The organism is Streptomyces sp. NBC_01298 (genome assembly GCF_035978755.1).
Classification (GTDB): Bacteria; Actinomycetota; Actinomycetes; order Streptomycetales; family Streptomycetaceae; genus Streptomyces.
The window spans coordinates 6,334,105-6,355,925 of the sequence record NZ_CP108414.1; the positions used below are offsets into that span (position 1 = coordinate 6,334,105).

Sequence of the window (21,821 nt, forward strand, 5' to 3'; positions counted from 1 at the left end):
GCGGGCCGGACCGGAATCCTCCGGTCCGGCCCGCTGTCGTTTCCCTGTTTGAATGGTCCGATGATCGAGTTCGTGTTCCTCGCCGGCGTCGCCGCCGCGACCGGCTGGCTGCTGCGCCGCAAACACCACCGGCGCCGGGCCGCGGGATCCCCGGCCGGGATCCCGTCGATGGCCCGCCGGCCCGCGGGCAGCGGCCGCTGGCGCAGCGGCCGGGTGTACGCCGACCCGGGCGCGGCCCGCTGGGTGCCCGGCCGGGGCGAGCCCGTGCCCCTGACCGGCGCCCGGGCCACCGGCGTACGGGTCCCCTCCGTGCGGGAGGGCATCTCCATCAACCCGGGCTCGCGGATCGTGACCTGTGAGTTCGAGGGCGGCGAGGGCATGGAGATCGCTGTGATGCCGCTGGACCTGCGGGAGCTCCTGACGGCCGTCCCGGAGACGGCCCCCGGGTCCCTCCTGGCGCCCCTTCCGGAGGAAACCCCGGATTCCTAGGTGTTCAGCTCCGCCAGGACCCGCAGGGTGTGCGGGTCGGGGGCGGTCAGGAGCAGGTCGGTCACCGGGCCCTTGCGCCACAGCTCCAGGCGCTCGGCGATCCGCTCCCGCGGTCCGACCAGGGAGATCTCGTCCGCGAACGCGTCCGGGACGGCCATGACGGCCTCTTCCTTGCGCCCGGCCAGGAACAGCTCCTGGATCCGCCGCGCCTCCTCCTCGTAGCCCATGCGGCCCATGAGGTCGGCGTGGAAGTTGCGTGCCGCGTGGCCCATCCCGCCGATGTAGAAGCCCAGCATCGCCTTCACCGGGAGGAGTCCCTCCGCGACGTCGTCGCAGACCTTCGCACGCGCCATCGGGGCGATCATGAACCCCTCGGGGAGTTCGGACAGCGAGGCCTGGTAGACGTCGGTGCGGGTCGGCGACCAGTAGAGGGGGAGCCAGCCGTCCGCGATGCGGGTGGTCTGGGCGATGTTCTTCGGGCCCTCGGCGCCGAGCAGGATCGGCAGGTCGGGCCGCAGCGGGTGGGTGATGGGCTTGAGCGGCTTGCCGATGCCGGTGCCGTCCGCGCCCCGGTACGGGTGGCTGTGGAAGCGGCCGTCCAGTGCGACCGGGGCCTCGCGGCGCAGCACCTGGCGGATGACGTCCACGTACTCCCGGGTCGCCGTCAGGGGGCTGGAGGGGAAGGGGCGCCCGTACCAGCCTTCGACCACCTGCGGTCCGGACAGGCCGAGGCCCAGCATCATCCGGCCGCCGGACAGGTGGTCCAGGGTCAGTGCCTGCATGGCGGTGGCGGTCGGGGTGCGGGCGGCCATCTGCGCGATGGCGGTGCCCAGGCGGATGCGCGAGGTGTGCGCGGCGATCCAGGTGAGCGGGGTGAAGGCGTCCGAGCCCCAGGCCTCGGCGGTCCACACGGAGTCGTAGCCGAGGTTCTCGGCTTCGGCGGCGAGGTCGAGGTGGTCCGGATTGGGGCCGCGGCCCCAGTAGCCGAGTGCGAGTCCGAGGCGCATGTGACGGTCCCCTCCACGAATCTGACGATGCGTCAGGTGACTGTAGGGCAACGGCCCCCCGCCCGGAAGGGCGGGGGGCCGTTGTGCGTGCACGCGTGCGGGATCAGCCGCGCTGGATGCCCGAGGTGTCGTTCAGGACGCCACGACGGCCGTCCTGGGTCTGGGCGATCAGGGTGGCCGGACCGCGCTGCTCCACGGCCAGGTACCAGGTGCCGGGCGCGAGCTCCGCGATCGGGGCGGGGTTGCCGTCCTCGGCGAAGAGCGGTCGGGCCACCGGAACGGCGAACCAGAACGGCGTGAAGTCCGCCGCCGGGGCCGGCTGCGGGACGGCGTCCTGGGGGGCCTGCGGGGCCTGGTGCTGCTGCTCGTGGCCGCCGCCGTAGGGCGGGACCGGCTGCGGGGCGGCCCCGTACGGCTGCGGCTCCTGGCCGCCCGGGTATCCGTACCCGGCGCCCGGCTGCTGCGGCTGGCCGCCGTACGGCGGGACGGCCGTGGTGGCGGGCTTCGGGTCCGGCACCAGCTGCCCGGCGAGCGCGGGCACCTTCGCGCCGAAGAGGGTCACGCCGGCCAGTACGGCCGTGGCGAGGAAGCCGATGACGGCGCCCGCGCCGAGGTCGGCCCCGGTCGGGCAGGTGATGAGGCCCCACAGCGCGGACCAGGCGGCGGCGACGGAGAGCACCGTGCCCCAGGCCTGGAAGGGCAGACCCAAGAGCTGGCGCCCGGCGGGCTGCAGGCGGGCGGCGACGAGCAGGCCGACGGCGATGAACGCGAGCAGGAAGATGCTCGGCAGCGCCAGCCGGTACACGTCGGTGTCCCACGCGCTCGGTGCGTCGACGTTGGGCGCGGAGTAGAAATCGAGGAACGAGGCGATGAACAGCAATGCCGCTGCTCCGATCACCACGCCGTCGCCTCGTGTGAGGGATCGGATGTTCACGTCTTAGGTGTCCTTCTCGGTCTCGTCGTCTCGTGGTGCCCTGGGCGCCCGCCGTGACGCAGGGGGCGGGCGGCACCATGGTACGGAGCTTCGCCGCGGCCGAGAGGATCGGGGCTGCGGGCCGTCCGGAGGGACGGTCCTGGTGGCCCTACCCGCCGAGGAAGCCTACGATGCCGTCCGCGATGCCCTGGGCCGCTTTCTGGCGCCACTGCGGACTCGACAGTTGTGCCGCGTCCTTGGCATCACGCATGTTGCCGCATTCGATGAACACCTTGGGGCGGGTCGAGAGGTTCAGTCCGCCCAGATCGTCGCGCACGACCAATCCGGTACCGCCGCCGAGGTAGTTGGCGGGGGCGGAGCCGGTGGTCCGGGCGAAGTTCCCGGCGATCCGCTCGCCGAGCTGCCGGGACGGTCCGATGATCTTCGCGGTGTCGGCACTGCCGCCCTTGACCTTGGCGGGGAGGATGACGTGGAAGCCGCGGCTCCCGGCCGAGACCCCGTCCGCGTGGACGGAGACCACGGCGTCGGCGGCGGCCTCGTTGCCGATCCGGGCGCGCTCGTCGATGCACGGGCCGAAGGGGCGTTCCTTGCCGGCCTCGTGGGTGAGGACCACCTTGAGGCCCTTGGCCTCCAGGACGGTGCGCAGCCGACGGGACACGTCCATGCTGAACTCGGCTTCCATGTAGCCGGAGTTGGTGGTCGTGCCGGTGGTGTCGCACTCCTTGCGGTTGGTGCCGATGTCCACCTGGCGGTTGATCTCGGTGGTGTGCTTGAAGTTGCCCGTGTTGTGGCCGGGGTCGATGACGACGGTGCGGCCGGCGAGCCCCTTGGCGGCGGAGGCGGCGGGGGCGGCGCTCGCGCCCGGTCCGGGGGTCGGCGCCGCCGAGGCGGAGGATGCGGCCGAGGCCGAAGGAGCGGCCGACGCGGAGGATGCGGCGGCCGAGGCCGCGAGCGGCATCACGATCCGGGGCGGCCGCGAGTCGTCGCGCGCGCCCCCGCTCAGCACCTCGGTCAGTACCCACCCGGCCAGAACGGCCGGGGCGATCGCGGCCGCCGCGACGACCAGGGTCGACCGGCGGGCGTACCAGGGCCGGTCCGGACTGATGGACGTCGAGGACTCGGGGAGCGGCGGGGAGCTTTCGTCGTAGCGCACCCGGCGATGCTAGACCGGCGGTCGGTCGGGTGTACGGACCGTGGGCCATCCGGGGGCGCGGTGAGGTTATATGCCGGGGCGCACCCTGAGACCTGCCCTGAGACCTGCCCCGGGGCGGGCCCCGAGACCTGCCCCGAGGCGGGCCCCAGGGCGGGCCCCGATACGGACCCCGAAGGTCAGATGCCCGCGCCCGTGCGGCGCAGCACGCGCAGGGAGTCCGTCACCGCGACCTCCTCGAAGGCGCCCGAGGTCAGGGCGCGCAGGTAGACGCGGTACGGGGCCTGGCCGCCGTCGGCCGGGTCGGGGAACACGTCGTGGATCACCAGCGTGCCGCCCTCGGCGAGGTGCGGGGCCCAGCCCTCGTAGTCGCCCGTGGCGTGCTCGTCGGTGTGGCCGCCGTCGATGAAGACCAGGCCGAGCTTGCCGCCCCAGGCCGCGGCGACCTGCGGGGAGCGGCCGACGATCGCGATGACGTGGTCCTCCAGGCCGGCCTTGTGCAGGGTCCGGCGGAAGGTGGGCAGGGTGTCCATCAGCCCGACCTCCGGGTCCACGACGCTCGGGTCGTGGTACTCCCAGCCGGGCTGCTGCTCCTCGCTGCCCCGGTGGTGGTCCACGGTGAGCGCGCTCACCCCCGCCTCGCGGGCGGCGTCCGCGAGCAGGATCGTGGAGCGCCCGCAGTAGGTGCCGACCTCCAGGAGCGGCAGCCCGAGCCGCGCCGCGTCGGCGGCCGCCTCGTACAGGGCGAGCCCTTCCCCTACGGGCATGAACCCCTTGGCGGCCTCGAAGGCGGCGAGGGTCTCCGGCTTGGGGCTGGCCATGGTGTTCCTCCTGCGGGGGTGGGTGGCGTCCGGCCTGGATCGGCGCACGTCGGCGGCCCATGGTGCCTTACCCGCTGGTAGGACGCCATGCCCGGGCCCGCCCGCGGTGCGTGGGGTCGGGCCGACCCGCGCGGCGACATGAGCGCCTGTCGATCCATCCTTCGACAGTTTTACTTGTCATGTAGGCCCTTCGGCAGGTAAACATGTCACATGGACTATTCGACTCCGATCCCGACCCCCGACCGGAACGACGAGGACTTCTGGGCCACCGTCGCGGCCCTCGTGGAGCCCGCCTGGAGCGAGCCCGCCGAGGACGAGGCGGTCGCCATGGACGACCAAGTGCTCGACGCGGTCCGCCCGCTGGCGCAGCGCATCTCCACGCGCGCACAGGCCTACCGCGCCGAGGGCAAGCCCTTCGATCCCGCCCTGATGGCCGCCCCCGACGTGCAACTCGCCATGCTGCGGGCGCTGTACGAAGCCAAGCGGTCCGTCGACCGGATGGCGGAGAGCGCCGCGACCGTCGCCGGCCGCAGCGGGGCCAGCTACGCGCAGCTCGGCGCGGCCTGGGGCGGCATCAAGCGCCAGTCCGCCCGCCTGAAGTGGCCGCACGCGGTGGCGAAGCGGTCCGCCAGCGAGTCCATCCCGCTGCGCTACGCGGGCGGCACCGCCGTCATCCACCACGACCCCGACGCCGACGCCTGGTGGTACACCGCCGCAGCCGCGGACGGCCGCGACGAGGAGTCGGAGGCGGTCCACCCCACGTACGCCGAGGCCATCGCCCGGGCCACCGAGTTCCTCCTGGGCGCTGCCCCGCAGGACGGGTCGGCTTCCTGACCCCCCTTCCGGTCAGCGGCCGAACAGGCGGGAGAGGGGGCCGGTCCCCGGGCCGCCGCCCCGGCGGCGTTCGCGCAGGGCGCGGCGCAGGTCCGAGCGGGTGTCCGTGACCTCCTGGGTCAGCCAGTCACCGCTGCCGAAGACGAAAGGGAGCCGGTGCAGCAGCGGGCCGATGAGGTGCAGGGCGCGCTCGGGGTCCCCCGCCTCGCCGATGCTGCGGATCACGCGGTGCGCCACTTCCGGGTCCCCGTGCTCCACTAGCTCCTCCACGTCCGGGAACAGCCGCAGGTACAGCGGTGCGGCCGCCGCGAAATCACCGACCAGCCACGCGTCGTGCGCCAGCCGGCGCCGTACGTCGAGCAGGACCGGCCCGTCGGCGGGCAGGGCCCGCTCCAGGTCGGGCAGCAGCGGCCCCAGCAGGGCGCGTTCGCTCTCGGCCCGCTCCGGGGTGCGGGCGTCCCACTGGCCGTCGCGGTCGCGGGCGCCCCGCTGCATCGCCGAGGCCAGGTGGTACCGGGCGGTCACGGTCACCGGGTCGTGGGGGCCGAGCACCCGGACGGCCTGCTCGATGATCTCGCACAGCTCTCCCTCGTGCCGGTGGCCGTCGCCGGGGCCGTGGGCCGCGGCTTCGCCGACGTACGCGACGCGCGCGGTGATCGTGTCGGGGTGTTCCAGGCCGAGGACCCGCATCATGCGCGGAAGGAGGCGCTCCAGCTCGATGCCGGACTGCCCGCGCACCCGCACCGCCCGGTGGTACGCGGCCCGTACGGTCAGCGGGTCGTTCGCGCCGAGCTCCTCCGCCGAGTCGGCGGCCAGCATGCCCAGCCGCTCCACGAGGTCGGCCGGGCCGTCGGCCAGCAGCCGCTCCAGGCGCCGCCGCAGCAGGGCCCGGACGGGATCGTCGGCCGGCTGCGCCGCGAGGACGTGGACGGTCGGGGAGTAGGACGGCGCCGGGGGCGCGGAGGCGGGTGCAGGGACAGGATCGGGGACGGAGGCGGGTGCCGGTTCGGGTGAGGGGGTGAGGGCCCGTGCGACCGGCGGCGCCGATCCGGCCGGTTCCGCCGCCCGTGGGTCCCGGGTGAGCTCCGCCAGGCGCCGCCCCACCTCGTGCGCGTCGGCGGGACGTTCGCCGGGGTCCTTGGCGAGCAGGCCGAGTACGAGTGCGTCCAGGCCGGGGGGCAGCCCCGGCCGGCGCGAGCCGGGGGAGGGCGGTTCGGCCGTCAGGTGTTGGGCGAGGAGTTCGTGCATCTCGCGTGCGGGGAAGGGGCGTTCACCGGTGAGCAGCTCCATCAGTACGCAGCCCAGTGCGTACAGGTCGCTGCGCCCGTCCACGGGGACCCCGTTCGCGCCACCCGTCCAGCGCTCCGGGGCCATGTACGGGAAGGAGCCGATGATCATGCCGGTGCCCGTCAGTTCCGTACCGGGCCCGCCCCGAGCCTTGGCGATGCCGAAGTCGAGGACCTTCGCCACGCCGTTGCCGACGACCATCACATTGGCCGGCTTGATGTCCCGGTGGACGATCCCGGCGTCGTGCGCGGCCCCGAGGGCGTCCGCGATCTGCCGAGCCCAATGCAGGGCGTCGGTCAGGGGCGGCACGCCCTCGTCCAGGATCTCGGCGAGGCTGCGTCCCCGCAGCAGCTCCATGACGAGGAACACCGTGCTGCGCCCCGCGCGTTCGGTGCGGCCGAAGTCGTGGATGGTGGCGATGTGGGGATGGGCGAGGCTCCCGGCGAGGCTGGCCTCCCGCTCGAACCGGCGGGTGTCCTCGTACGTCAGCGGGTACCCGATCTTGACGGCGACCCGACGGCCCACCCGGCGGTCCGTGGCCCGCCACACCTCGCCGAACCCGCCCCGGCCGAGCAGCTCCTCCAACTCGTACCGGTCTTCGATCAGTTCCCGCACCCGCTCGTCTCCCCACCACGATCCCGGCCCGCCGGGACGAAGCCTATGTCCGGCGGCGGTGTGCGCGGCCGGCTACGGGGCGCCGGCTACGGGCGGCCGGTGAGGAGAGCCGCCAGTGCCGCCGCGTGCGGGGGCGGGGCCGTGGGGTGGAGGAGTTCCGTGCGGTGGACCAGGCGGGGGGCGCGGACCGGGATCGCCGTGGTGCCGGGGAAGGTGGCGGCCAGGGAGAGGGGGAGAGCGGTCAGGCCGTGCCCGGCGGCGGCCAGGGCGGCCAGCGCGTGCGGGTCCGTGCCGTGGTGGCGGATCCGGGGGTGGAAGCCGGCGGTGTGGCTGACCTCGCGGAGCCGGGCGAGGGGGACCGCGGTACCGGGGGCGTCGATCCACTGCGCCTGCGCGAGGTCGGGCAGCCGGACCGAACTCCGGCGCGCCAGGGGGTGGGTGTGCGGGAAGAGCACGGCCAGAGGTTCTTCGGTGACCGCGAGGGTGACCGTGGGCCCGAGGTCCGGCAGCGGGAGGGGGTCGCTGGGCGCGGCCACGCCGTCCACGAGGCCGAGGTCGGCACGGCCGGTCAGGACCGCTTCGAGCACGGAGTCCCGGGCCAGGGTGTGCAGGTCCACCTCCACCGGTCCCGCGGCGCGCAGCCGGGCCAGGGCCCGGGCGAGCGCGGGGCCGAAGGCCGCGGGGGAGCAGGCGAGCGTCAGCCGGGCGTCGGGGGCCCGGTGCAGCCGGGCGATGTCGGCGCGGGCGGCGTCCAGGCGCAGCAGCAGCGCGGGGGCGTGTTCCATCAGCCGGTCCCCCGCCTCGGTGGGGGCGACGGGCCGCCGCTCGACCAGCCGGGCGCCCAGGTCGGCTTCGAGGGCGGCGATGTGCTGGGAGACGGCCGACTGCGTGTAGCCGAGGACGGACGCGGCGGTGGAGAAGGAGCGGTGTTCGAGGACCGCGACGAAGGTGCGGAGGAGATGCGGATCCATGGGCATCAGTATCGCTTATGCGGGTAGTGCGGATCATCGTTGGACGTGATGGGCCGGCGGCTCGGAGGATGGTCGTCATGAACGCGAACCACCCCACCTCGCCCGCCCGCATCGCCCTGATCGCGGACCGCTCCGACGCCGTACGCTCCCACGCCCGCGTCCCCGGCCTGCTGGAGGCGCTGCGCGAGCGCGAGGGCCTGGACCTGGACGCCTACTGGATCCCCACCGAGGAGGCGGGCGAGGGCATGGACGGCTTCGACGCCGTCTGGGTCCTGCCCGGCAGCCCGTACCGCAGCGAGGACGGGGTGCTCACGGCGATCCGGGACGCCCGCGAGAACGGCATCCCCTTCCTCGGCACCTGCGGCGGCTTCCAGCACGCCCTGCTGGAGTTCGCCCGTACGGTCTGCGGGCTGGACCGGGCCGCCCACGCCGAGAACGACCCGGCGACGGCCGAGGCGGACGCGGTGGTCGTCCCGCTGGCCTGCTCGCTCGTGGGCCACGAGGGGACCGTACGGGTCACCCCCGGCTCCCGCGCCGCCCGGTTGCTCGGCGCGGACCGCACGCAGGCCCGCTACCACTGCGACTACGGCCCCAACCCCCTCCACCTGGACCTCCTCCGGGCCCACGGCATGACCTTCACCGGCGCCGACGAGTCCGGCGACATCCGCATCGCCGAACTGGCCGGACACCCCTTCTTCCTGGCCACCCTCTTCCAGCCCGAACTGGACGGCGACGGCACCCGCGCCCACCCGTTCGTGGCGGGCCTGGCGTCGGCGGCCGTCGAGCACGCGCGCGGCCGCTGACCGCGGGGAGCGGAAGGGAGTGTTCCTTACCGGAGGCGGGGGAACGACACTGCTCCGGAGCGCCGCGTGATACCGGGGGGTATTCATGGGAACGGACCTGGCATCGATGGTCGTTGACGTGCTGACGGGAACGGCTACGGGTTTCGGGCAGCAGGCCGCGTCGGAGATCGCCCGCATGGCCAGGCAGCGGCTGTGGTCCACTCCGCGGGGCCAGGCGGCGCTGGAGGGGCTGGACGCCGGTACGGACGGCCCCGAGGTGCGCGGGGAGGCGGAGGCGGTGCTCCGCGAGGAGATCGAGGCGGATCCGGTCCTCCGCGACGCCCTGACGGTGCACGTGAACGCATCGACGAACCAGGCGACGGGCATCTTCATGCAGGGCGCCAAGGTCCGCCGCAGCCAGATATCGCTCGGGTCGATCACCATCCACAGGCCGAACACGACCGCCGGCCTGCTGGGTCTGGCGGTGGCCCTCCTCGTCGTGGTCGCCCTCGCCTATTACGGGGGCTCGCAGTTCCTCAAGGAGAAGGCGCCACGGAGCAGTGGGGGCAAGGCGTTGTGGGCGCGGGAGCTGAGCGCGGACGAGGCCGAGCGGGTGATACCAGGTGTGTCGGACCTGCCGGGGGCGTGGGAAACCAGCGAGGTGCACTCGGTGGGGGCGGGCCGCGAAGGCACGTGCCACTCGGGCTGGTCGGACTACGACTCGACCGCGAAGGACGCCGAGGGTCGTTCCGACCTGAGCGTCCGGTTCTCCTTACGCACCTGCCCGGACGCGTCGACCGCCTTCCGGAGGTACGACGAGCTGGTCACCGAACGCGACAATCCGGGCAGTCGGAAGGAATTCCTCTTCGATACACGGAGGTTGGGCGACGAGAGCGCGACGACTGCGTACGTCGTTGCCGACGAGCCCCTCGCGAACCCCGCCCAGATCGGCCGACACCTGATGTGGAGGGCGTACGTCGGGACCGTCGTGATCGTGATGCACTACGGGCCCGTGCGCGAGGGGGTCGGGTCCGAACGTCAGGCTGAGGAGTTCATGCGGATCGTCTGCGACCGCGCCCTGTTGGCTCAGCCGCGCCGCTGACCCGGAGCGGGGCGTGGTGGGGTGGCGTCGCACTCGAACCACACCGTCTTGCCGGTGGAGTTCGGGTCCGTGCCCCAGCGGTCCGTCACCGCCTCGACCAGGAGCAGGCTGCGGCCGTCCTCGCTCAGCTCCCCGGCGCCGGTCGGGGGGTGCGGGGGCGCCGGGCAGCCGTCCGAGACCTCCACGCGCAGCCCGCCCGGCCGGCGCAGGATGAGGACCACGCAGCCGCGTCCGGGTACGTGGCGCACGACGTTGGCGACCAGCTCGGTCAGCGCGAGCTCCGCGGCGTCGGCGAGGGCGTCGAGCTCCCATTGGGCGAGGAACATCCGCAGGATGCGGCGCATGTGGCCGGCGGAATGGTCACCGACGGTGAAGCCCATGCGATAGCTGGCGTCAACTTGTCCCGCTGAGCAGTCAGTTGTGAGATTCATGGCACCAGACTGGAGCGGCGTGGTTACGCTCGGCTATGGACCGAAACGAACGCCGCCCGGCGTGTACTTGGGGGTGACCGCTCCATGGTCAACATCCGCAGTCTCGACCCCAGCGCCTCTCCGCTGGACTACTACGGCGCCGAACTGCGCCGCCTGCGGGAGGCCGCGGGGCTCAAACAGGGGCAGTTGGGCGACATCATCTTCTGCGCGGCCTCACTGATCGGACAGATCGAGACGGCGAGGAAGGTCCCGACCCGGGACTTCTCGGAGCGCGTCGACGCGGCCCTGGGTACGGGCGGGGTGTTCTCCCGCCTGGTGGGGCTGGTGCTGCGGAGCCAGCTGCCGACCTGGTTCCAGGCGTACGCGGAGATGGAGGCGAAGGCGGCGTACATCTCCACCTTTCAGGCCCAGCTGATCTATGGGCTGCTCCAGACGGAGGCGTACGCGCGGGCCGTACTCGGCGTGCGGCACGAGAAGGGCCTCGACGCGCAGGTGGCCGCCCGCATGGAGCGGCAGCGGATCCTGGAGCGCGAGCACCCGCCGCTGATGTGGGTGGTGCTGAGCGAGGCGACCCTGCATCAGGAGGTCGGCGGCCGGGAGGTGATGCGAGGCCAACTCGCCCGCCTGTTGGGTCTGTGGGACCGGGAGTGGGTGCGGGTCCAGATCCTGCCCTTCGAGGCTGGCGCGCACGCGGGGCTGCCGGGCACCTTCAACCTCCTGCGCTTCGAGGACGACCCGGACATCGCCTACACCGAGGACTTCATCCAGGGGCACATGACGGCCAATCCGGCCGCTCTCAGGGAGGGTTCGCTCCGTTACGATCACCTGCAGGCCGCCGCGCTCTCCGTGGAGAAATCGGCGGAACTGATCGCCCGCGTAATGGAGGAACGCTATGGACACCATCCAGAACCTGACGGGCGCACGGTGGCGTAAGTCCTCGTACAGCAGTGACACCGGCGGTGATTGCGTCGAGTGCGCCCCGCTCGGCGACGCGGCCTGGCGCAAGGCCTCGTACAGCGGCGACACCGGCGGCGAGTGCGTGGAGATCGCCCCCCAGCCCTGCCGCATCGCCGTCCGGGACTCCAAGGTCCCCGACGGCCCCGCCTTCACCGTCGCCCCGGCCGCCTTCGCGGAGTTCGTCCGCAGCCTCTGAGCGACGGAGCGGCGACCGGTCAGCGCGCCCGGCTGTTCAGGACGCAGTTCGGGTAGTCGTTGTCCGGATCGCCGATGGCGGTCCAGAGTTTCAGGGCCTTGCCTTGCCGCAGGGCGGCGTAGGAGTCGGGCTTCCGCTCCGTTTCGGGGTGGGTCTCGCTGTAGCCCACGGCGTGCGCGGTGTCGAAGGTGACGGTGAGGAAGCTCTGCTCCTCGTTGGAGCTCTGCTTCCAGGTGCCTGTTCCGGACCAGGTCAAACTGTCGTACCAGTCGACGGCTACGCAGACCTCGTCGGCGAGGAACGTGCCGTCCCGGCTCAGCGAGAGGGTGCCGCCGTCGGCGTCGACCCACGTGGTCGTAAAGGCGGCCGGCTCCAGGACGACCGGGTCGCCTTCGGGTGGCGGCATGACGGTGAGTCTGCCGCAGGCCGTCAGGGCTAGGGCTGCGGCGAGCGAGATCAGCGTCGCGGTACGACAGGAACGCGGCACACTCCACCCCCGGTGAGTTCCGCGGGCCGCGTGCGCGACCGATGGGCTCAAGAACTCATGTCGCACCCTCGCACAGGGATTGAACGCGTTCAAGTCGTCATCGTCGGCCTCTCGGATCGCCTCATTCCGCCCGCGTTCCTCTCGCCCGTCCGGCCTCGCTTTCGGGGGTCGAACGAACTGGCCCTAACCTGAGGTGAGTTCGACGGGGCGGACCGGACGGCCGCCCGCAGGGGAGCACCGGGGGACGGGCAGCATGGGCAGCGGCAGTGATGACAACCTCGACGGCGGCATAAAGCCCCTCGCGCCCGGGGATCCGAGCCGGATCGGGCCGTACCTGCTGCTCGGGCGCCTCGGGGCCGGCGGGATGGGCCGGGTGTTCCTGGCCCGGTCCGAGAGCGGGCGTACGGTCGCGGTGAAGGTGGTGCACGAGGAGCACGTGGCCGACGCGCAGTTCCGGGCCCGCTTCCGCCGCGAGATCGACGCCGCCCGGAAGGTGGGCGAGCGGTACACCGCGCCCGTCCTGGACGCCGACCCCGACGCCGAACGGCCGTGGGTCGCCACCGGATACGTACCCGGGCTCTCGCTGGAGCAGATCGTGCGCCGGTACGGCCCCCTGCCCGTGGAATCCGTACACGCCCTCGCGGACGGGCTGCTGCACGCGCTGAAGGACATCCACACCGCCGGGATCGTGCACCGCGACCTCAAGCCGTCGAACGTGATGCTGACCGTCGAGGGCAGCCGGGTCATCGACTTCGGGATCTCGCGGGCCCTGGAGACCTCCGTCGAGTCGCTGCTCACCAGTACCGGCATGGTCGTCGGCTCGCCCGGGTTCATGTCGCCCGAGCAGGTGCGCGGGCAGCGGGCCGGGGCGAAGAGCGACGTGTTCACGCTCGGCTGCGTCCTGATGTACGCGGCCACGGGCGAGCTGCCCTTCGGGCACGGCGCCAGCAACCAGCACGCGGTGATGTTCCAGATCGTGGAGGGCGAACCGGCCCTGGAGCGGGTGGCGGACGCCCCGCTGCGCGCGCTGATCGGCCGCTGCCTGGTCAAGGGCGTGGAGGAACGGCCCGGCGTGGACGAACTGCTGGCGGACCCGGAGCGGGTCCGTCCGGCGGCGCGCGGCGGGGCGTGGCTGCCGCCCAAGGTGGTGGAGCGGCTGGCCCGGCAGGCGGCGCGGCTGCTCGACGCGGAGGCGGTACCGGTCGCGGAGGCGAAGCCGGAGCCGGAGCCGGTGCCCGCGCCCGTCGGGGAAAGGGGAGCGGGCGATGCGCGGACCCCCGACCGGGGGACGCTCGGGCTGCGGCCGGAGGCGGGAGCCCCGGGAGGGCAGGGAGGGTCCGGCGAGCAGGTGCTCGGGGTGGCGGCTGCACCGGCCACCGGTCCGGCCGCCGGAGGCGGTACCGGCGGAGCTGCCGGAAAGGGCGAACGGCGCCGGGAGCGGAGGCGGTTGACCGTCGCGGTGCCGGTGGTCCTGGTGCTCGGCGTCGGCGGGGGCACGGTGGCCCTGCTCCAGCCGTTCGGCGGCGGTGGCGGCGGGGCGCAGGCCTCGCCCCCGGCGAGCGGTGCGCCCGTGACGCCCGGCGCCTCCTCCGGCGCCTCCTCCGGCTCCCCTTCGGCGGCGAGCGGTTCGCCGGCCCCGGGTACGCGGAACCCCGAGAGCCCCCAGGCCGCGCAGAGCCCTCCCGTGCCGGCCCCGGACGGGCAGGCCGCCGCCGGGCAGGGCGCGGCGGCGGGCGCGGGCACCCCCGGCGGAGGCTCCGGCACCCCGGGCGGCGGCGCGAACCAGGGCGGCGGGGGCGGCCCGGCCGCCGGGGGCACCGGAACGGGCACCGGCCCGAGCGCCACCCCGGGGGGAGCGGCGTCGGGCTCGGGCTCGCCGAGCGGCGGCGGATCACCGAGTGGCGGCGGGTCGCCCAGTGGCGGCGGCTCCGGCGGCGGCGACGCGGTGCCCTCGTACTTCGCCGGGACCTGGACCTACAAGGGCGACTTCAACATCGGCCAGCCGGGGACGGTGATCATCACCCGGTCCGGGGCGGTCCGCCTGATCAACGAGACCCAGATGGGCCACTGCGAGAACATCGCCAAGGTGACCTCGCTGACCTCCGGCGGGACCCGGATCAACATCGGGGCGGCGGCGGTGGACAAGTCCAAGTCCGCCAGCCAGTTCTGCGGGGTCCTGGACCCCTCCTTCTTCACCAAGAGCCTGCCGTCCGGCCTCCAGCACAACGTCGGCCCCTCGCACGGCGAGGGCTACTACTACGAACGCTCCTGACCGGGCGCCGCCGCCCGCGACACCGCGGCTGTCATCGCAGGGGCGCGTCCGCGGGGAGCCCGAAGTGCCGGCGGGCGAGGGCGGCGGGATCGGACCAATCGCCGTGCTCCACGCGGCGGGCCTCGTTCAGGGCCTGCTTCGTGAACCAGCGCCTTTCCCAGTCCCCCCGCTCAGCGCCGTCCGGGCCCTGGTCCTTCGCCCGGACCCGGCCGCCGTCCAGCTCGACGATCCAGGTGCCCACCTGGCCGAAACGCGCGTCCACCAACGCCGTACCCTCGCGCCCGAAGCCGTTGCAGTCCGCGACCAACCCGACTCTCGACACGCCGTTCCCCGGCATCGGGGTGACCTCGATGATCCGCACGTCGCAGAACAAGCGGACCCCCCACCCCGGCTCCCCGTATTTCTCCGTCGTGGACCATTGATCGTTCAGGGTCGTGGCCAGGTCGTCCTGGATCACCGGACGCATCGTGCGCACGAACTCCGGGTCCACGGGCTGGAGCGGAGGCGGCGCCGCCGCAACGCATCCCGTCGACGCCAGCGCCAGCAACGCTCCCCACAGTCCCGTTCCTCGTCTCATCTCCTTCCAGACGTGCCGCACCCCTGTTCGGTTGCGCCTCGGCCCGATCCGAGTGGGGGCCGATGACCCGTGCTCGCCACAAGCGAGAACACGTTTCAGTTCTGACCTTCCGTCAGAATGCAACGTGTTCTAGTCTGCCGCGCATGGGCATCGGAATCACACAGGAACAGCGGGAGTTGGCCGAGGCCGTACGCGGCTGGGTCGCGCGGGCCGTGCCGCCCGAGGAGCTGCGCAAGCTCCTCGACACCCCGCCGCAGACGGGCTCGCGGCCCGCCTACTGGGACGGGCTGCTCGCCTCCGGGCTGCTGGAACCGCACCTGGAGGGCGGCAGCCTGCTCGACCTCGCCGTCGTGGTGGAGGAGGCCGCCCGGGCGGCGCTGCCCGGGGCGTACCTGCCGAGCGTGCTGGCCTCCGTACTCCTGGACCGGGCCGGGGCCGAGCCCCTCGGCGGGCGGGTCGGCGCCGTGGCGCTCGGGCCCGGGGACCTGACCGCCGTCGCCGTGGAGGGCGGCTACCTCCTCGACGGGACCGCGCCGCCCGTGCTGGGCGCGGGCGAGGCCGACCTCGTGCTGCTCGCCGCCGAGACCGCGCACGGAACCCGCTGGTTCGCCGTCGACGCCGCCGCGCTGGACGTCCGTACCCAGGACGGCGCCGACCCGACCCGGCCCACCGCCGAGGTCCGCGCCCGCGGGGTCACCGCCGGGCCGGGCGCCCTGCTGGAACTCGACGCGGCCCTCGTACGGGACCTCGCCTGCGTGCTGTTCGCCGCCGACGCCTGCGGCACCGCCGCCTGGGCGCTGCACACCGCCGCCGAGTACGCGAAGGTGCGCGAGCAGTTCGGGCGGCCCATCGGGCAGTTCCAGGGGATCAAGCACCTGTGCGCCGACATGCTGGTGCGCGTGGAGCAGGCCCGGGCGCTCGCCTGGGACGCCGCGCAGGCCACGGAGGAGCCGGCCGAGGTGCGCTCGCTGGTGGCCGCGCTGGCCGCGGGCACCGCGCTGGACGCCGCGTACTCCTGCGCCAAGGACTGCGTCCAGGTGCTCGGCGGCATCGGCTTCACCTGGGAGCACGACGCCCACATCTACCTCCGCCGGGCCCTCGTCGCCCGCCAGCTCCTCGGCCCCGGCGACGGCCACCGGGTCCGCGCCGTCCGGCTCGCCGCCGCGGGCGCCCGGCGCGAGCTGCGGCTGGAACTGCCCGCGCGGGCCGAGACCCACCGCGCGAAGGCCCGTAGCGCCATCGCCGACGCGGCCGGGCTCGACCCCGCCACCGCACGCCGGGTGCTGGCGCCCACCGGGTACGCGGCCCCGTACCTGCCGGCCCCGTACGGGCTCGGCGCCGGACCCGTCGAACAGCTCGTCGTCCAGCAGGAACTGGCGGCCGCCGGGGTCAAGGTCGCCGACCTCGGCATCGCCACCTGGGTCGTACCCTCGCTGCTCGCCTACGGGACCCCCGAGCAGCAGGAGCGGTACCTGCTCCCCACGCTGCGCGGGGACGTCACCTGGTGCCAGCTCTTCTCCGAGCCGGGGGCGGGCTCGGACCTGGCCTCGCTGCGGACGAAGGCGGAGCGGGCGGAGGGGGGTGGCTGGATCGTCAACGGGCAGAAGGTGTGGACCAGTTCCGCGCAGAGCGCCGACTACGGGATCCTGCTGGCCCGGACGGATCCGGACGCCCCCAAGCACAAGGGGCTGGGCTATTTCGTGGTCGACATGAAGACCCCCGGGATCGACATCCGGCCGCTCAAGGAGATCACCGGCGAAGCCCTCTTCAACGAGGTCTACTTCGACGACGTGCCGCTCCCGGCGGACGCCCTGGTGGGCGCGGAGGACGGGGGCTGGAAGGTCGCCCGCAACACCCTCGGCAACGAACGCGTCCACATGGCCGACCAGATGACCTTCGACACCGGCCTGGAAGCGCTGCTCGCCCGCTCCGCCGAACTCGAAGGCGGGTACCGGGTCCGGATCGGGGCGCTGGCCGCCGAGGCGCACGCCCTGGCCTGCATCGGGCTGCGCACCACGCTCCAGCAGGTCTCGGGGCTGGAGCCGGGGGCGGGCGCCTCCGTACGCAAGCTGGTGCAGACCCCGCACCAGCAGAAGACCGCCGAGCTCACGCTCGAACTGCTGGGGCCGGCGGGCGCGGTGAGCGAGGGTGCGGGGAAGCGGGCGGTGCACGGCATGCTCATGTCCCGCTGCCTGACCATCGCCGGAGGCACCACGCAGGTCCAGCTCAACGTCGTCGCCGAGCGGATTCTCGGCCTTCCCAGGGACTGACTCAAGGACTCAAGGACTCAAGGACTGAAGGGCAGTGGGGATACGGATATGAAGTCGTACATCGTGGGCGTCGGCATGACGAAGTTCGAGAAGCCGGAGTCGAGGGACTGGCAGTACTGGGACATGGCGAAGGAGGCCGGTGACGCGGCGCTGGCCGACGCGGGCATCGACTACGGGCTGGTCGAGCAGGTGCCGGTGGGCTACTGCTTCCAGGCCTCCACGGCCGGGCAGCGGGCGGCGTACGAGCTGGGGCTGAGCGGGGTACCCGTCTACAACGTCAACAACAACTGCGCGACGGGCTCGACGGCGCTGATGATGGCGCGGCAGTTCGTCGAGGGCGGGATCAACGACTGCGTGCTGGCGCTGGGCTTCGAGAAGATGAAGCGCGGCGCGCTGGGGGGCGGGGCCGACGGGGGAGACTTCAAGACCTCGCCGGTGGCCCGGCACTACGGGATCATGGCCGCCGGGCACGGCTTCGAGATGTCCCCGCCGACCGCGCAGATCTTCGGCAACGCGGCGCGGGAGCACATGAAGCTCTACGGGACCACGGCCGCGCAGCTCGCGGCGGTGGGCGCCAAGAACCACCGGCACTCGGCGAACAATCCGAACGCGCAGTTCCAGGACGTGTACACGGTCGAGGAGATCCTCGCCGCGAAGGCCATCCACGAGCCGCTGACCAAGCTCCAGTGCTCGCCGACCTCGGACGGGGCGGCCGCGGCCGTGGTCGTCTCGGAACGCTTCGTGGAGCGGCACGGGCTGGGGGAGCGGGCGGTGGAGATCGTCGCCCAGTCCATGACCACCGACACGGAGGCGTCCTTCGCGTCCGGCTCCTGCATCGACGTCGTCGGCAAGCCGATGTCGGCGGCGGCGGGACGGGCGGTGTTCGCGGCGTCCGGGCTCGGGATCGGGGACGTGGACGTCATCGAGCTGCACGACTGCTTCTCGATCAACGAGCTGCTGACGTACGAGGCGCTGGGCATGTGCGAGGACGGCGGGGCCGGGCCGCTGGTGGAATCCGGGGCGACGACGTACGGCGGGCGGTGGGTGGTCAACCCGTCGGGCGGGCTCATCTCCAAGGGCCACCCGCTGGGCGCGACGGGGCTCGCGCAGGCGGCGGAACTCGTGTGGCAGCTGCGGGGCGAGGCGGGGCCCCGGCAGGTGTCCGGGGCGAGGGTCGGGCTGGCGCACAACATCGGGCTGGGTGGTGCGGCGGTGGTCACCCTGCTGCGACGCTAGCCCGCGGGTGGCTGGGCGGCGTTGCCGGGGACGCTGTCCCCGGGCCCCTGCGCCTCAAGCGCCGGCGGGGCTGGGGTTGGCCTGGGCGCGGGGTGGCTGTGGGTGGGGGGTCGGTGCCGGGGGCGGGGTGGGGTGTCGGCCTGGACTGCATGATTTAGGCGCCCTGCCCCCTACTTCGACAGTGATTCCGAGTAGTGCGCCACAAATCACGCTTTACGTCCCGGCCAACACCCCACCCCACCCCCGTCCCCGACCCCGGTACGCAGCCCCCGACCGGGGTCGTTCTTTCAGCCGTCCGGCGTTTGAGGACCGGGGTCTGGGGCGGAGCCCCAGGGGTCCGGGCGCAGCCCGGTACCCCTGCTTTCAGCCCGTCCGGCGTTTGAGGACCGGGTCCGGGCCGGCCCGGGGAACGGTGGAAGGGTGGGTAGGGGACTTCGCCCCGCAGGGCCAACCCCCGGGGCGGTAGCCCCAGGGGCCGGGCCGCCAGGCCGAGGCTGCGGGGGCAAGGCTCCCCGGGGGGCCAGGGCCCGGTCGGGGCAGGGCCGCGTAGGGCGGCCCGACCGGGGCCGGTCAGACGCGTGCGGGGCTCAGCGGGGCCAGGCTCGGCATCAAGCGCAACGCGTTGTCCCGGTTGATCCCCCGCAACTGCACCGCACTCAGCGCGGAATCACCCGCCAGCGCCGGCAGCGCGACATCCGTGACCATCTCCGAAGGACACGCGGGCCAGTCACTGCCGAAGAGGATGCGGTCGGGGGACGCCATCGCCAGGAGGGTGCCCGCGGGGGACATGGGCCCGGCCGTGTCGTAGTAGAAGCGGAGCAGGTGGTCCCGCACCATCGCCGGGTCGACGGGCGGGGTGAGCGCCCCCGCGAAGGCCTGCACCCGGGTGGCGATGTGCGGGAGGAAGCCGCCCGCGTGCGGCAGGATCACCGACAGGTTCGGGAACCGGTCCAGGGTGCCCTTGTGGATCATGTTCAGCGCGGCCCGCGTGGTGTCCAGCAGGAAGTCGCACAGGAAGTGCGGGATCCCCGGCACGGCCACCGCCCCGGGCCCGCCGCCCGCCCCCGGCCCCCGGCCCGCGCCGGGTCCGTGGCCCCCGCCGGGTCCGTGGCCCGCGCCGGGCCCGGAGTTCGCCCCCGGTCCGTGGCCCGCGCCGTGGCCCGTGTCCGGTCCCGGTCCGTGGCCCGCGCCGGCGTTCGCCCCTGGCCCCCGGCCCGCGCCGGGCCCGCCGCCCGCGTCCGGCCCCATCCCCCCGCCGAGGCCCGGGCCAGGGCCCGCGCCAACCCCCGGCAGGTTGTGCGGATGGGTGTCCACCACCGCGGAGCGTTCGTTCAGTTCCGCGAAGAGGGGGTCGTAGGAGGGGTCGCCGAGGTAGACGCCTCCGTAGTTCGCCGTCACGTTCACGCCCACCGCCCCCAGCTCGTCGAGCCCCCGCCGCAGCGCCCAGCGGGCGACCTCCGGGTCGTCGAGGAAGAGCGGGGCGTGGAACGCGAAGCGGCCCGGGTGGGCTTCAGCCACCTCCGCCGCCGCCCGCAGGGTGACGGCCGTGGCCTCGCGCAGTTGGGCGGACGTCGCGTAGCGCGCCGGCAGCATCGGCTTGAGGACGGCGGTGGCGATGCCCGCGCGGTCCATCAGGGCCAGGGCCGCCGCCGCGTCCCAGCGCGCCCACGGGGGAAGGGCCTTGCGGTTCGCCAGGCCCTGGCCCTCGGCCCACTCCAGCCACTGTGGTGCGCAGAAGTGGTGGTGGACGTCGATCCTGCTGTCACTGCCGTCGTCCGGCGGGGACGGGGACAGGGACGGGGTGGTGTCTGCGATGTCCGGCATGGTGGGGACCTTATGGCGGGGCCGCGCGGGTCATCGCGGGACGGCTCGGGGACCCGGCCGATCCGCTCAGGCGGGCGTAGTTTCGGGCCCGAACGGGGTAACGGGCGTTATGCGGGGCGCGGGCCGAGGCAGTGAGCTGGCTGGACAGTCGAGCCCCGAGCCCCACGAGAGGTCTGAGCCGTGACGACCGAACCCGCAGTGGCCGTGAGTGACGGCCTTCCCGTCGGCGAGGCCCGGGCGGCCGTGTCCATGGGCACGCCGGAGTACCGTACGTGCCCCTACCCGGTCTACCGGTCGCTGCGCGAGCAGGCGCCCGTCTGCAAGCTGACCACGCACCACGGGGTGGACACGTATCTCATCACCCGGTACGAGGACGCCCGCCTCGCGCTGTCCGATCCGCGCATCGGCAAGGACATGCACGAGGGCATCGAGATCTACCACGCGGTCTTCGGGGACAAGTGCGACGCTCTCGACGACAACCTGATCTTCGCGGACCCCCCTCGGCACACCCGGCTGCGGCACATCGCCCACGAGGCCTTCACCCCGCGCCACGTCAAGCTCCTGCGCCCGCGCATCGAGCAGCTCGCCGGCGAACTGCTGGCCAAGTGCCCGACGGACACCCCCGTCGACCTGATGGCCTCCTTCGCCCTGCCGCTCCCCGTCATGGTCATCTGTGAACTGCTCGGCATCGTCGGGGACGAGCGCACCGACGTCCTGAAGTGGTTCGGGCAGGTGACGCGCTCCCGGTTCAGCAAGGACGCGGCCGACGACCTGGCCGCGGCCGAGCACTGGCTGCGGACCTACTTCCTCGGCCTGGTCGCCCGCAAGCGCGCGCGGCCCGCCGACGACTTCCTCACCGTGCTGATCCAGACGGAGCACGAGGACGGGGCGCTGACCGACGACGAGCTCGTCTCGATGATGTGGGTGCTGCTCTTCGCGGGGCACAAGACGACCACGTACCAGATCGGCAACGCCGTCTTCTCGCTGCTCTCGCACCCCGACCAGCTGGCGCTCGTACGGGCGGACCGGGGGCTGCTGCCCCAGGCGGTCGAGGAGCTCGTCCGTTTCGAGTGCTCCGTGGAGACCTCCACGTTCCGCTACGCGCTGGAGGACCTGGAGATCGGCGGAGTCGCCATCGCGCGGGGGTCGCTGGTCCAGATCGCGATCTCGTCGGCGAACCGCGATCCGGAGAAGTTCGCGGAGCCGGACACCCTGGACGTGACGCGGAAGGGGGTGCAGAGCACCCACCTCGGTTTCGGCTACGGACCCCACTACTGCCTCGGCGCCCCGCTGGCCCGGATGGAGCTGGAGACGGCGCTGACGGCCCTGCTCGACCGGTTCCCCGACATGGTCCTGGCGACGCCGGAGCCGGGCCACGAGGAGTGGCTCAAGGGGCCGTTCCCGGCCTTCCGTGGGCTGGAGAGGCTGCCCGTCGCCCTGGACCCCTCGCGGACCGTCGACGACTGGACGGCGACCACCAGCTCCGGTTGACCGGTCCGGCCCACACCCCGTCCGGCCCACACCCCGCCCGCCCCGCGGATCCTCCCGGAGGATCCGCGGGGCGGGCGCATGTCCGGAA

General features: G+C 73.5%; 20 protein-coding genes. 10 read left to right on the forward strand and 10 right to left on the reverse strand.

What is annotated here, in order from left to right; all coding sequences use genetic code 11:
* The first annotated feature begins 60 nt into the window (after positions 1-60).
* Entirely contained in the window at positions 61-489 is a 429-nt protein-coding gene (locus OG730_RS28790) for a hypothetical protein (RefSeq protein WP_327306956.1), read from the forward strand.
* On the opposite strand, the gene OG730_RS28795 is transcribed toward OG730_RS28790, so the two are convergent.
* The 4 genes from OG730_RS28795 to OG730_RS28810 form a co-directional block, all read right to left on the reverse strand.
* Positions 486-1,496, reverse strand: a complete 1,011-nt coding sequence (locus tag OG730_RS28795; RefSeq protein ID WP_327306957.1) for an LLM class F420-dependent oxidoreductase — start codon at positions 1,494-1,496, stop codon at positions 486-488. The genes OG730_RS28790 and OG730_RS28795 overlap by 4 nt on opposite strands.
* A 103-nt stretch (positions 1,497-1,599) precedes the next feature.
* The gene (locus OG730_RS28800) at positions 1,600-2,430 is read right to left on the reverse strand and encodes a hypothetical protein (RefSeq protein ID WP_327306958.1); all 831 of its coding nucleotides are present in this window, start codon (positions 2,428-2,430) and stop codon (positions 1,600-1,602) included.
* Between the two features lie 148 nt (positions 2,431-2,578).
* Positions 2,579-3,583 (reverse strand): N-acetylmuramoyl-L-alanine amidase, encoded by a 1,005-nt coding sequence (locus OG730_RS28805; protein WP_327306959.1) that lies wholly within the window; start codon positions 3,581-3,583, stop codon positions 2,579-2,581.
* Between the two features lie 176 nt (positions 3,584-3,759).
* The gene (locus OG730_RS28810) at positions 3,760-4,401 is read right to left on the reverse strand and encodes a class I SAM-dependent methyltransferase (RefSeq protein WP_327306960.1); all 642 of its coding nucleotides are present in this window, start codon (positions 4,399-4,401) and stop codon (positions 3,760-3,762) included.
* Positions 4,402-4,611: 210 nt separating this feature from the next.
* Between OG730_RS28810 and OG730_RS28815 the strand changes: the two genes are divergently transcribed.
* Positions 4,612-5,235: a hypothetical protein gene (locus OG730_RS28815; RefSeq protein WP_327306961.1), complete on the forward strand. Its 624-nt coding sequence runs from the start codon at positions 4,612-4,614 to the stop codon at positions 5,233-5,235.
* 12 nt (positions 5,236-5,247) lie between these two features.
* Here OG730_RS28815 and OG730_RS28820 read toward each other — a convergent pair whose 3' ends face one another.
* The gene (locus OG730_RS28820; protein WP_327306962.1) at positions 5,248-7,137 is read right to left on the reverse strand and encodes a serine/threonine-protein kinase; all 1,890 of its coding nucleotides are present in this window, start codon (positions 7,135-7,137) and stop codon (positions 5,248-5,250) included.
* An 86-nt stretch (positions 7,138-7,223) separates the two neighbouring features.
* Positions 7,224-8,108 (reverse strand): LysR family transcriptional regulator, encoded by an 885-nt coding sequence (locus OG730_RS28825; RefSeq protein ID WP_327306963.1) that lies wholly within the window; start codon positions 8,106-8,108, stop codon positions 7,224-7,226.
* Positions 8,109-8,185: 77 nt separating this feature from the next.
* On the opposite strand from OG730_RS28825, the gene OG730_RS28830 reads away from it, so the two are divergent.
* A complete protein-coding gene (locus OG730_RS28830; RefSeq protein ID WP_327306964.1) occupies positions 8,186-8,911 on the forward strand; it encodes a CTP synthase C-terminal region-related (seleno)protein in 726 nt (241 codons plus the stop codon).
* 85 nt (positions 8,912-8,996) lie between these two features.
* Positions 8,997-9,992: a hypothetical protein gene (locus tag OG730_RS28835; RefSeq protein WP_327306965.1), complete on the forward strand. Its 996-nt coding sequence runs from the start codon at positions 8,997-8,999 to the stop codon at positions 9,990-9,992.
* On the opposite strand, the gene OG730_RS28840 is transcribed toward OG730_RS28835, so the two are convergent.
* The gene (locus OG730_RS28840) at positions 9,977-10,423 is read right to left on the reverse strand and encodes an ATP-binding protein (protein ID WP_327306966.1); all 447 of its coding nucleotides are present in this window, start codon (positions 10,421-10,423) and stop codon (positions 9,977-9,979) included. The genes OG730_RS28835 and OG730_RS28840 overlap by 16 nt on opposite strands.
* An 84-nt stretch (positions 10,424-10,507) precedes the next feature.
* Here OG730_RS28840 and OG730_RS28845 point away from each other — a divergent pair, with 84 nt between their 5' ends.
* Together OG730_RS28845 and OG730_RS28850 are read left to right on the forward strand one after the other, a co-directional pair.
* Positions 10,508-11,356 carry a helix-turn-helix domain-containing protein gene (locus OG730_RS28845; protein WP_327306967.1) on the forward strand — a complete coding sequence of 283 codons (849 nt, stop codon included), beginning with the start codon at positions 10,508-10,510 and terminating at the stop codon, positions 11,354-11,356.
* Positions 11,316-11,576 carry a DUF397 domain-containing protein gene (locus tag OG730_RS28850; RefSeq protein WP_327306968.1) on the forward strand — a complete coding sequence of 87 codons (261 nt, stop codon included), beginning with the start codon at positions 11,316-11,318 and terminating at the stop codon, positions 11,574-11,576. Before OG730_RS28845 ends, OG730_RS28850 begins: the two co-directional genes overlap by 41 nt.
* 19 nt (positions 11,577-11,595) lie before the next feature.
* On the opposite strand, the gene OG730_RS28855 is transcribed toward OG730_RS28850, so the two are convergent.
* A complete protein-coding gene (locus OG730_RS28855; RefSeq protein WP_327306969.1) occupies positions 11,596-11,982 on the reverse strand; it encodes a hypothetical protein in 387 nt (128 codons plus the stop codon).
* Positions 11,983-12,316: 334 nt separating this feature from the next.
* On the opposite strand from OG730_RS28855, the gene OG730_RS28860 reads away from it, so the two are divergent.
* The gene (locus OG730_RS28860) at positions 12,317-14,335 is read left to right on the forward strand and encodes a serine/threonine-protein kinase (protein ID WP_327306970.1); all 2,019 of its coding nucleotides are present in this window, start codon (positions 12,317-12,319) and stop codon (positions 14,333-14,335) included.
* 31 nt (positions 14,336-14,366) lie between these two features.
* On the opposite strand, the gene OG730_RS28865 is transcribed toward OG730_RS28860, so the two are convergent.
* Positions 14,367-14,912: a hypothetical protein gene (locus OG730_RS28865; protein ID WP_327306971.1), complete on the reverse strand. Its 546-nt coding sequence runs from the start codon at positions 14,910-14,912 to the stop codon at positions 14,367-14,369.
* Between the two features lie 143 nt (positions 14,913-15,055).
* Between OG730_RS28865 and OG730_RS28870 the strand changes: the two genes are divergently transcribed.
* Together OG730_RS28870 and OG730_RS28875 are read left to right on the forward strand one after the other, a co-directional pair.
* A complete protein-coding gene (locus OG730_RS28870; RefSeq protein ID WP_327306972.1) occupies positions 15,056-17,182 on the forward strand; it encodes an acyl-CoA dehydrogenase family protein in 2,127 nt (708 codons plus the stop codon).
* A 48-nt stretch (positions 17,183-17,230) separates the two neighbouring features.
* A complete protein-coding gene (locus tag OG730_RS28875) occupies positions 17,231-18,418 on the forward strand; it encodes a thiolase C-terminal domain-containing protein (RefSeq protein ID WP_327306973.1) in 1,188 nt (395 codons plus the stop codon).
* Between the two features lie 570 nt (positions 18,419-18,988).
* Here OG730_RS28875 and OG730_RS28880 read toward each other — a convergent pair.
* Entirely contained in the window at positions 18,989-20,242 is a 1,254-nt protein-coding gene (locus tag OG730_RS28880) for an amidohydrolase family protein (protein ID WP_327306974.1), read from the reverse strand.
* 180 nt (positions 20,243-20,422) lie between these two features.
* Here OG730_RS28880 and OG730_RS28885 point away from each other — a divergent pair, with 180 nt between their 5' ends.
* Positions 20,423-21,733, forward strand: a complete 1,311-nt coding sequence (locus OG730_RS28885) for a cytochrome P450 family protein (RefSeq protein ID WP_442815042.1) — start codon at positions 20,423-20,425, stop codon at positions 21,731-21,733.
* Positions 21,734-21,821 lie beyond the last annotated feature (88 nt).

Coding starts and splice junctions, on each gene's coding strand:
- OG730_RS28825 (WP_327306963.1), bottom strand. CDS start 8,108: ATGGATCCGCATCTCCTCCGCACCTTCGTCGCGGTCCTCGAACACCGC.
- OG730_RS28875 (WP_327306973.1), top strand. CDS start 17,231: ATGAAGTCGTACATCGTGGGCGTCGGCATGACGAAGTTCGAGAAGCCG.
- OG730_RS28855 (WP_327306969.1), bottom strand. CDS start 11,982: ATGCCGCCACCCGAAGGCGACCCGGTCGTCCTGGAGCCGGCCGCCTTT.
- OG730_RS28880 (WP_327306974.1), bottom strand. CDS start 20,242: ATGCCGGACATCGCAGACACCACCCCGTCCCTGTCCCCGTCCCCGCCG.
- OG730_RS28860 (WP_327306970.1), top strand. CDS start 12,317: ATGGGCAGCGGCAGTGATGACAACCTCGACGGCGGCATAAAGCCCCTC.
- OG730_RS28790 (WP_327306956.1), top strand. CDS start 61: ATGATCGAGTTCGTGTTCCTCGCCGGCGTCGCCGCCGCGACCGGCTGG.
- OG730_RS28815 (WP_327306961.1), top strand. CDS start 4,612: ATGGACTATTCGACTCCGATCCCGACCCCCGACCGGAACGACGAGGAC.
- OG730_RS28830 (WP_327306964.1), top strand. CDS start 8,186: ATGAACGCGAACCACCCCACCTCGCCCGCCCGCATCGCCCTGATCGCG.
- OG730_RS28840 (WP_327306966.1), bottom strand. CDS start 10,423: ATGAATCTCACAACTGACTGCTCAGCGGGACAAGTTGACGCCAGCTAT.
- OG730_RS28810 (WP_327306960.1), bottom strand. CDS start 4,401: ATGGCCAGCCCCAAGCCGGAGACCCTCGCCGCCTTCGAGGCCGCCAAG.
- OG730_RS28850 (WP_327306968.1), top strand. CDS start 11,316: ATGGACACCATCCAGAACCTGACGGGCGCACGGTGGCGTAAGTCCTCG.
- OG730_RS28865 (WP_327306971.1), bottom strand. CDS start 14,912: ATGAGACGAGGAACGGGACTGTGGGGAGCGTTGCTGGCGCTGGCGTCG.
- OG730_RS28835 (WP_327306965.1), top strand. CDS start 8,997: ATGGGAACGGACCTGGCATCGATGGTCGTTGACGTGCTGACGGGAACG.
- OG730_RS28795 (WP_327306957.1), bottom strand. CDS start 1,496: ATGCGCCTCGGACTCGCACTCGGCTACTGGGGCCGCGGCCCCAATCCG.
- OG730_RS28845 (WP_327306967.1), top strand. CDS start 10,508: ATGGTCAACATCCGCAGTCTCGACCCCAGCGCCTCTCCGCTGGACTAC.
- OG730_RS28870 (WP_327306972.1), top strand. CDS start 15,056: ATGGGCATCGGAATCACACAGGAACAGCGGGAGTTGGCCGAGGCCGTA.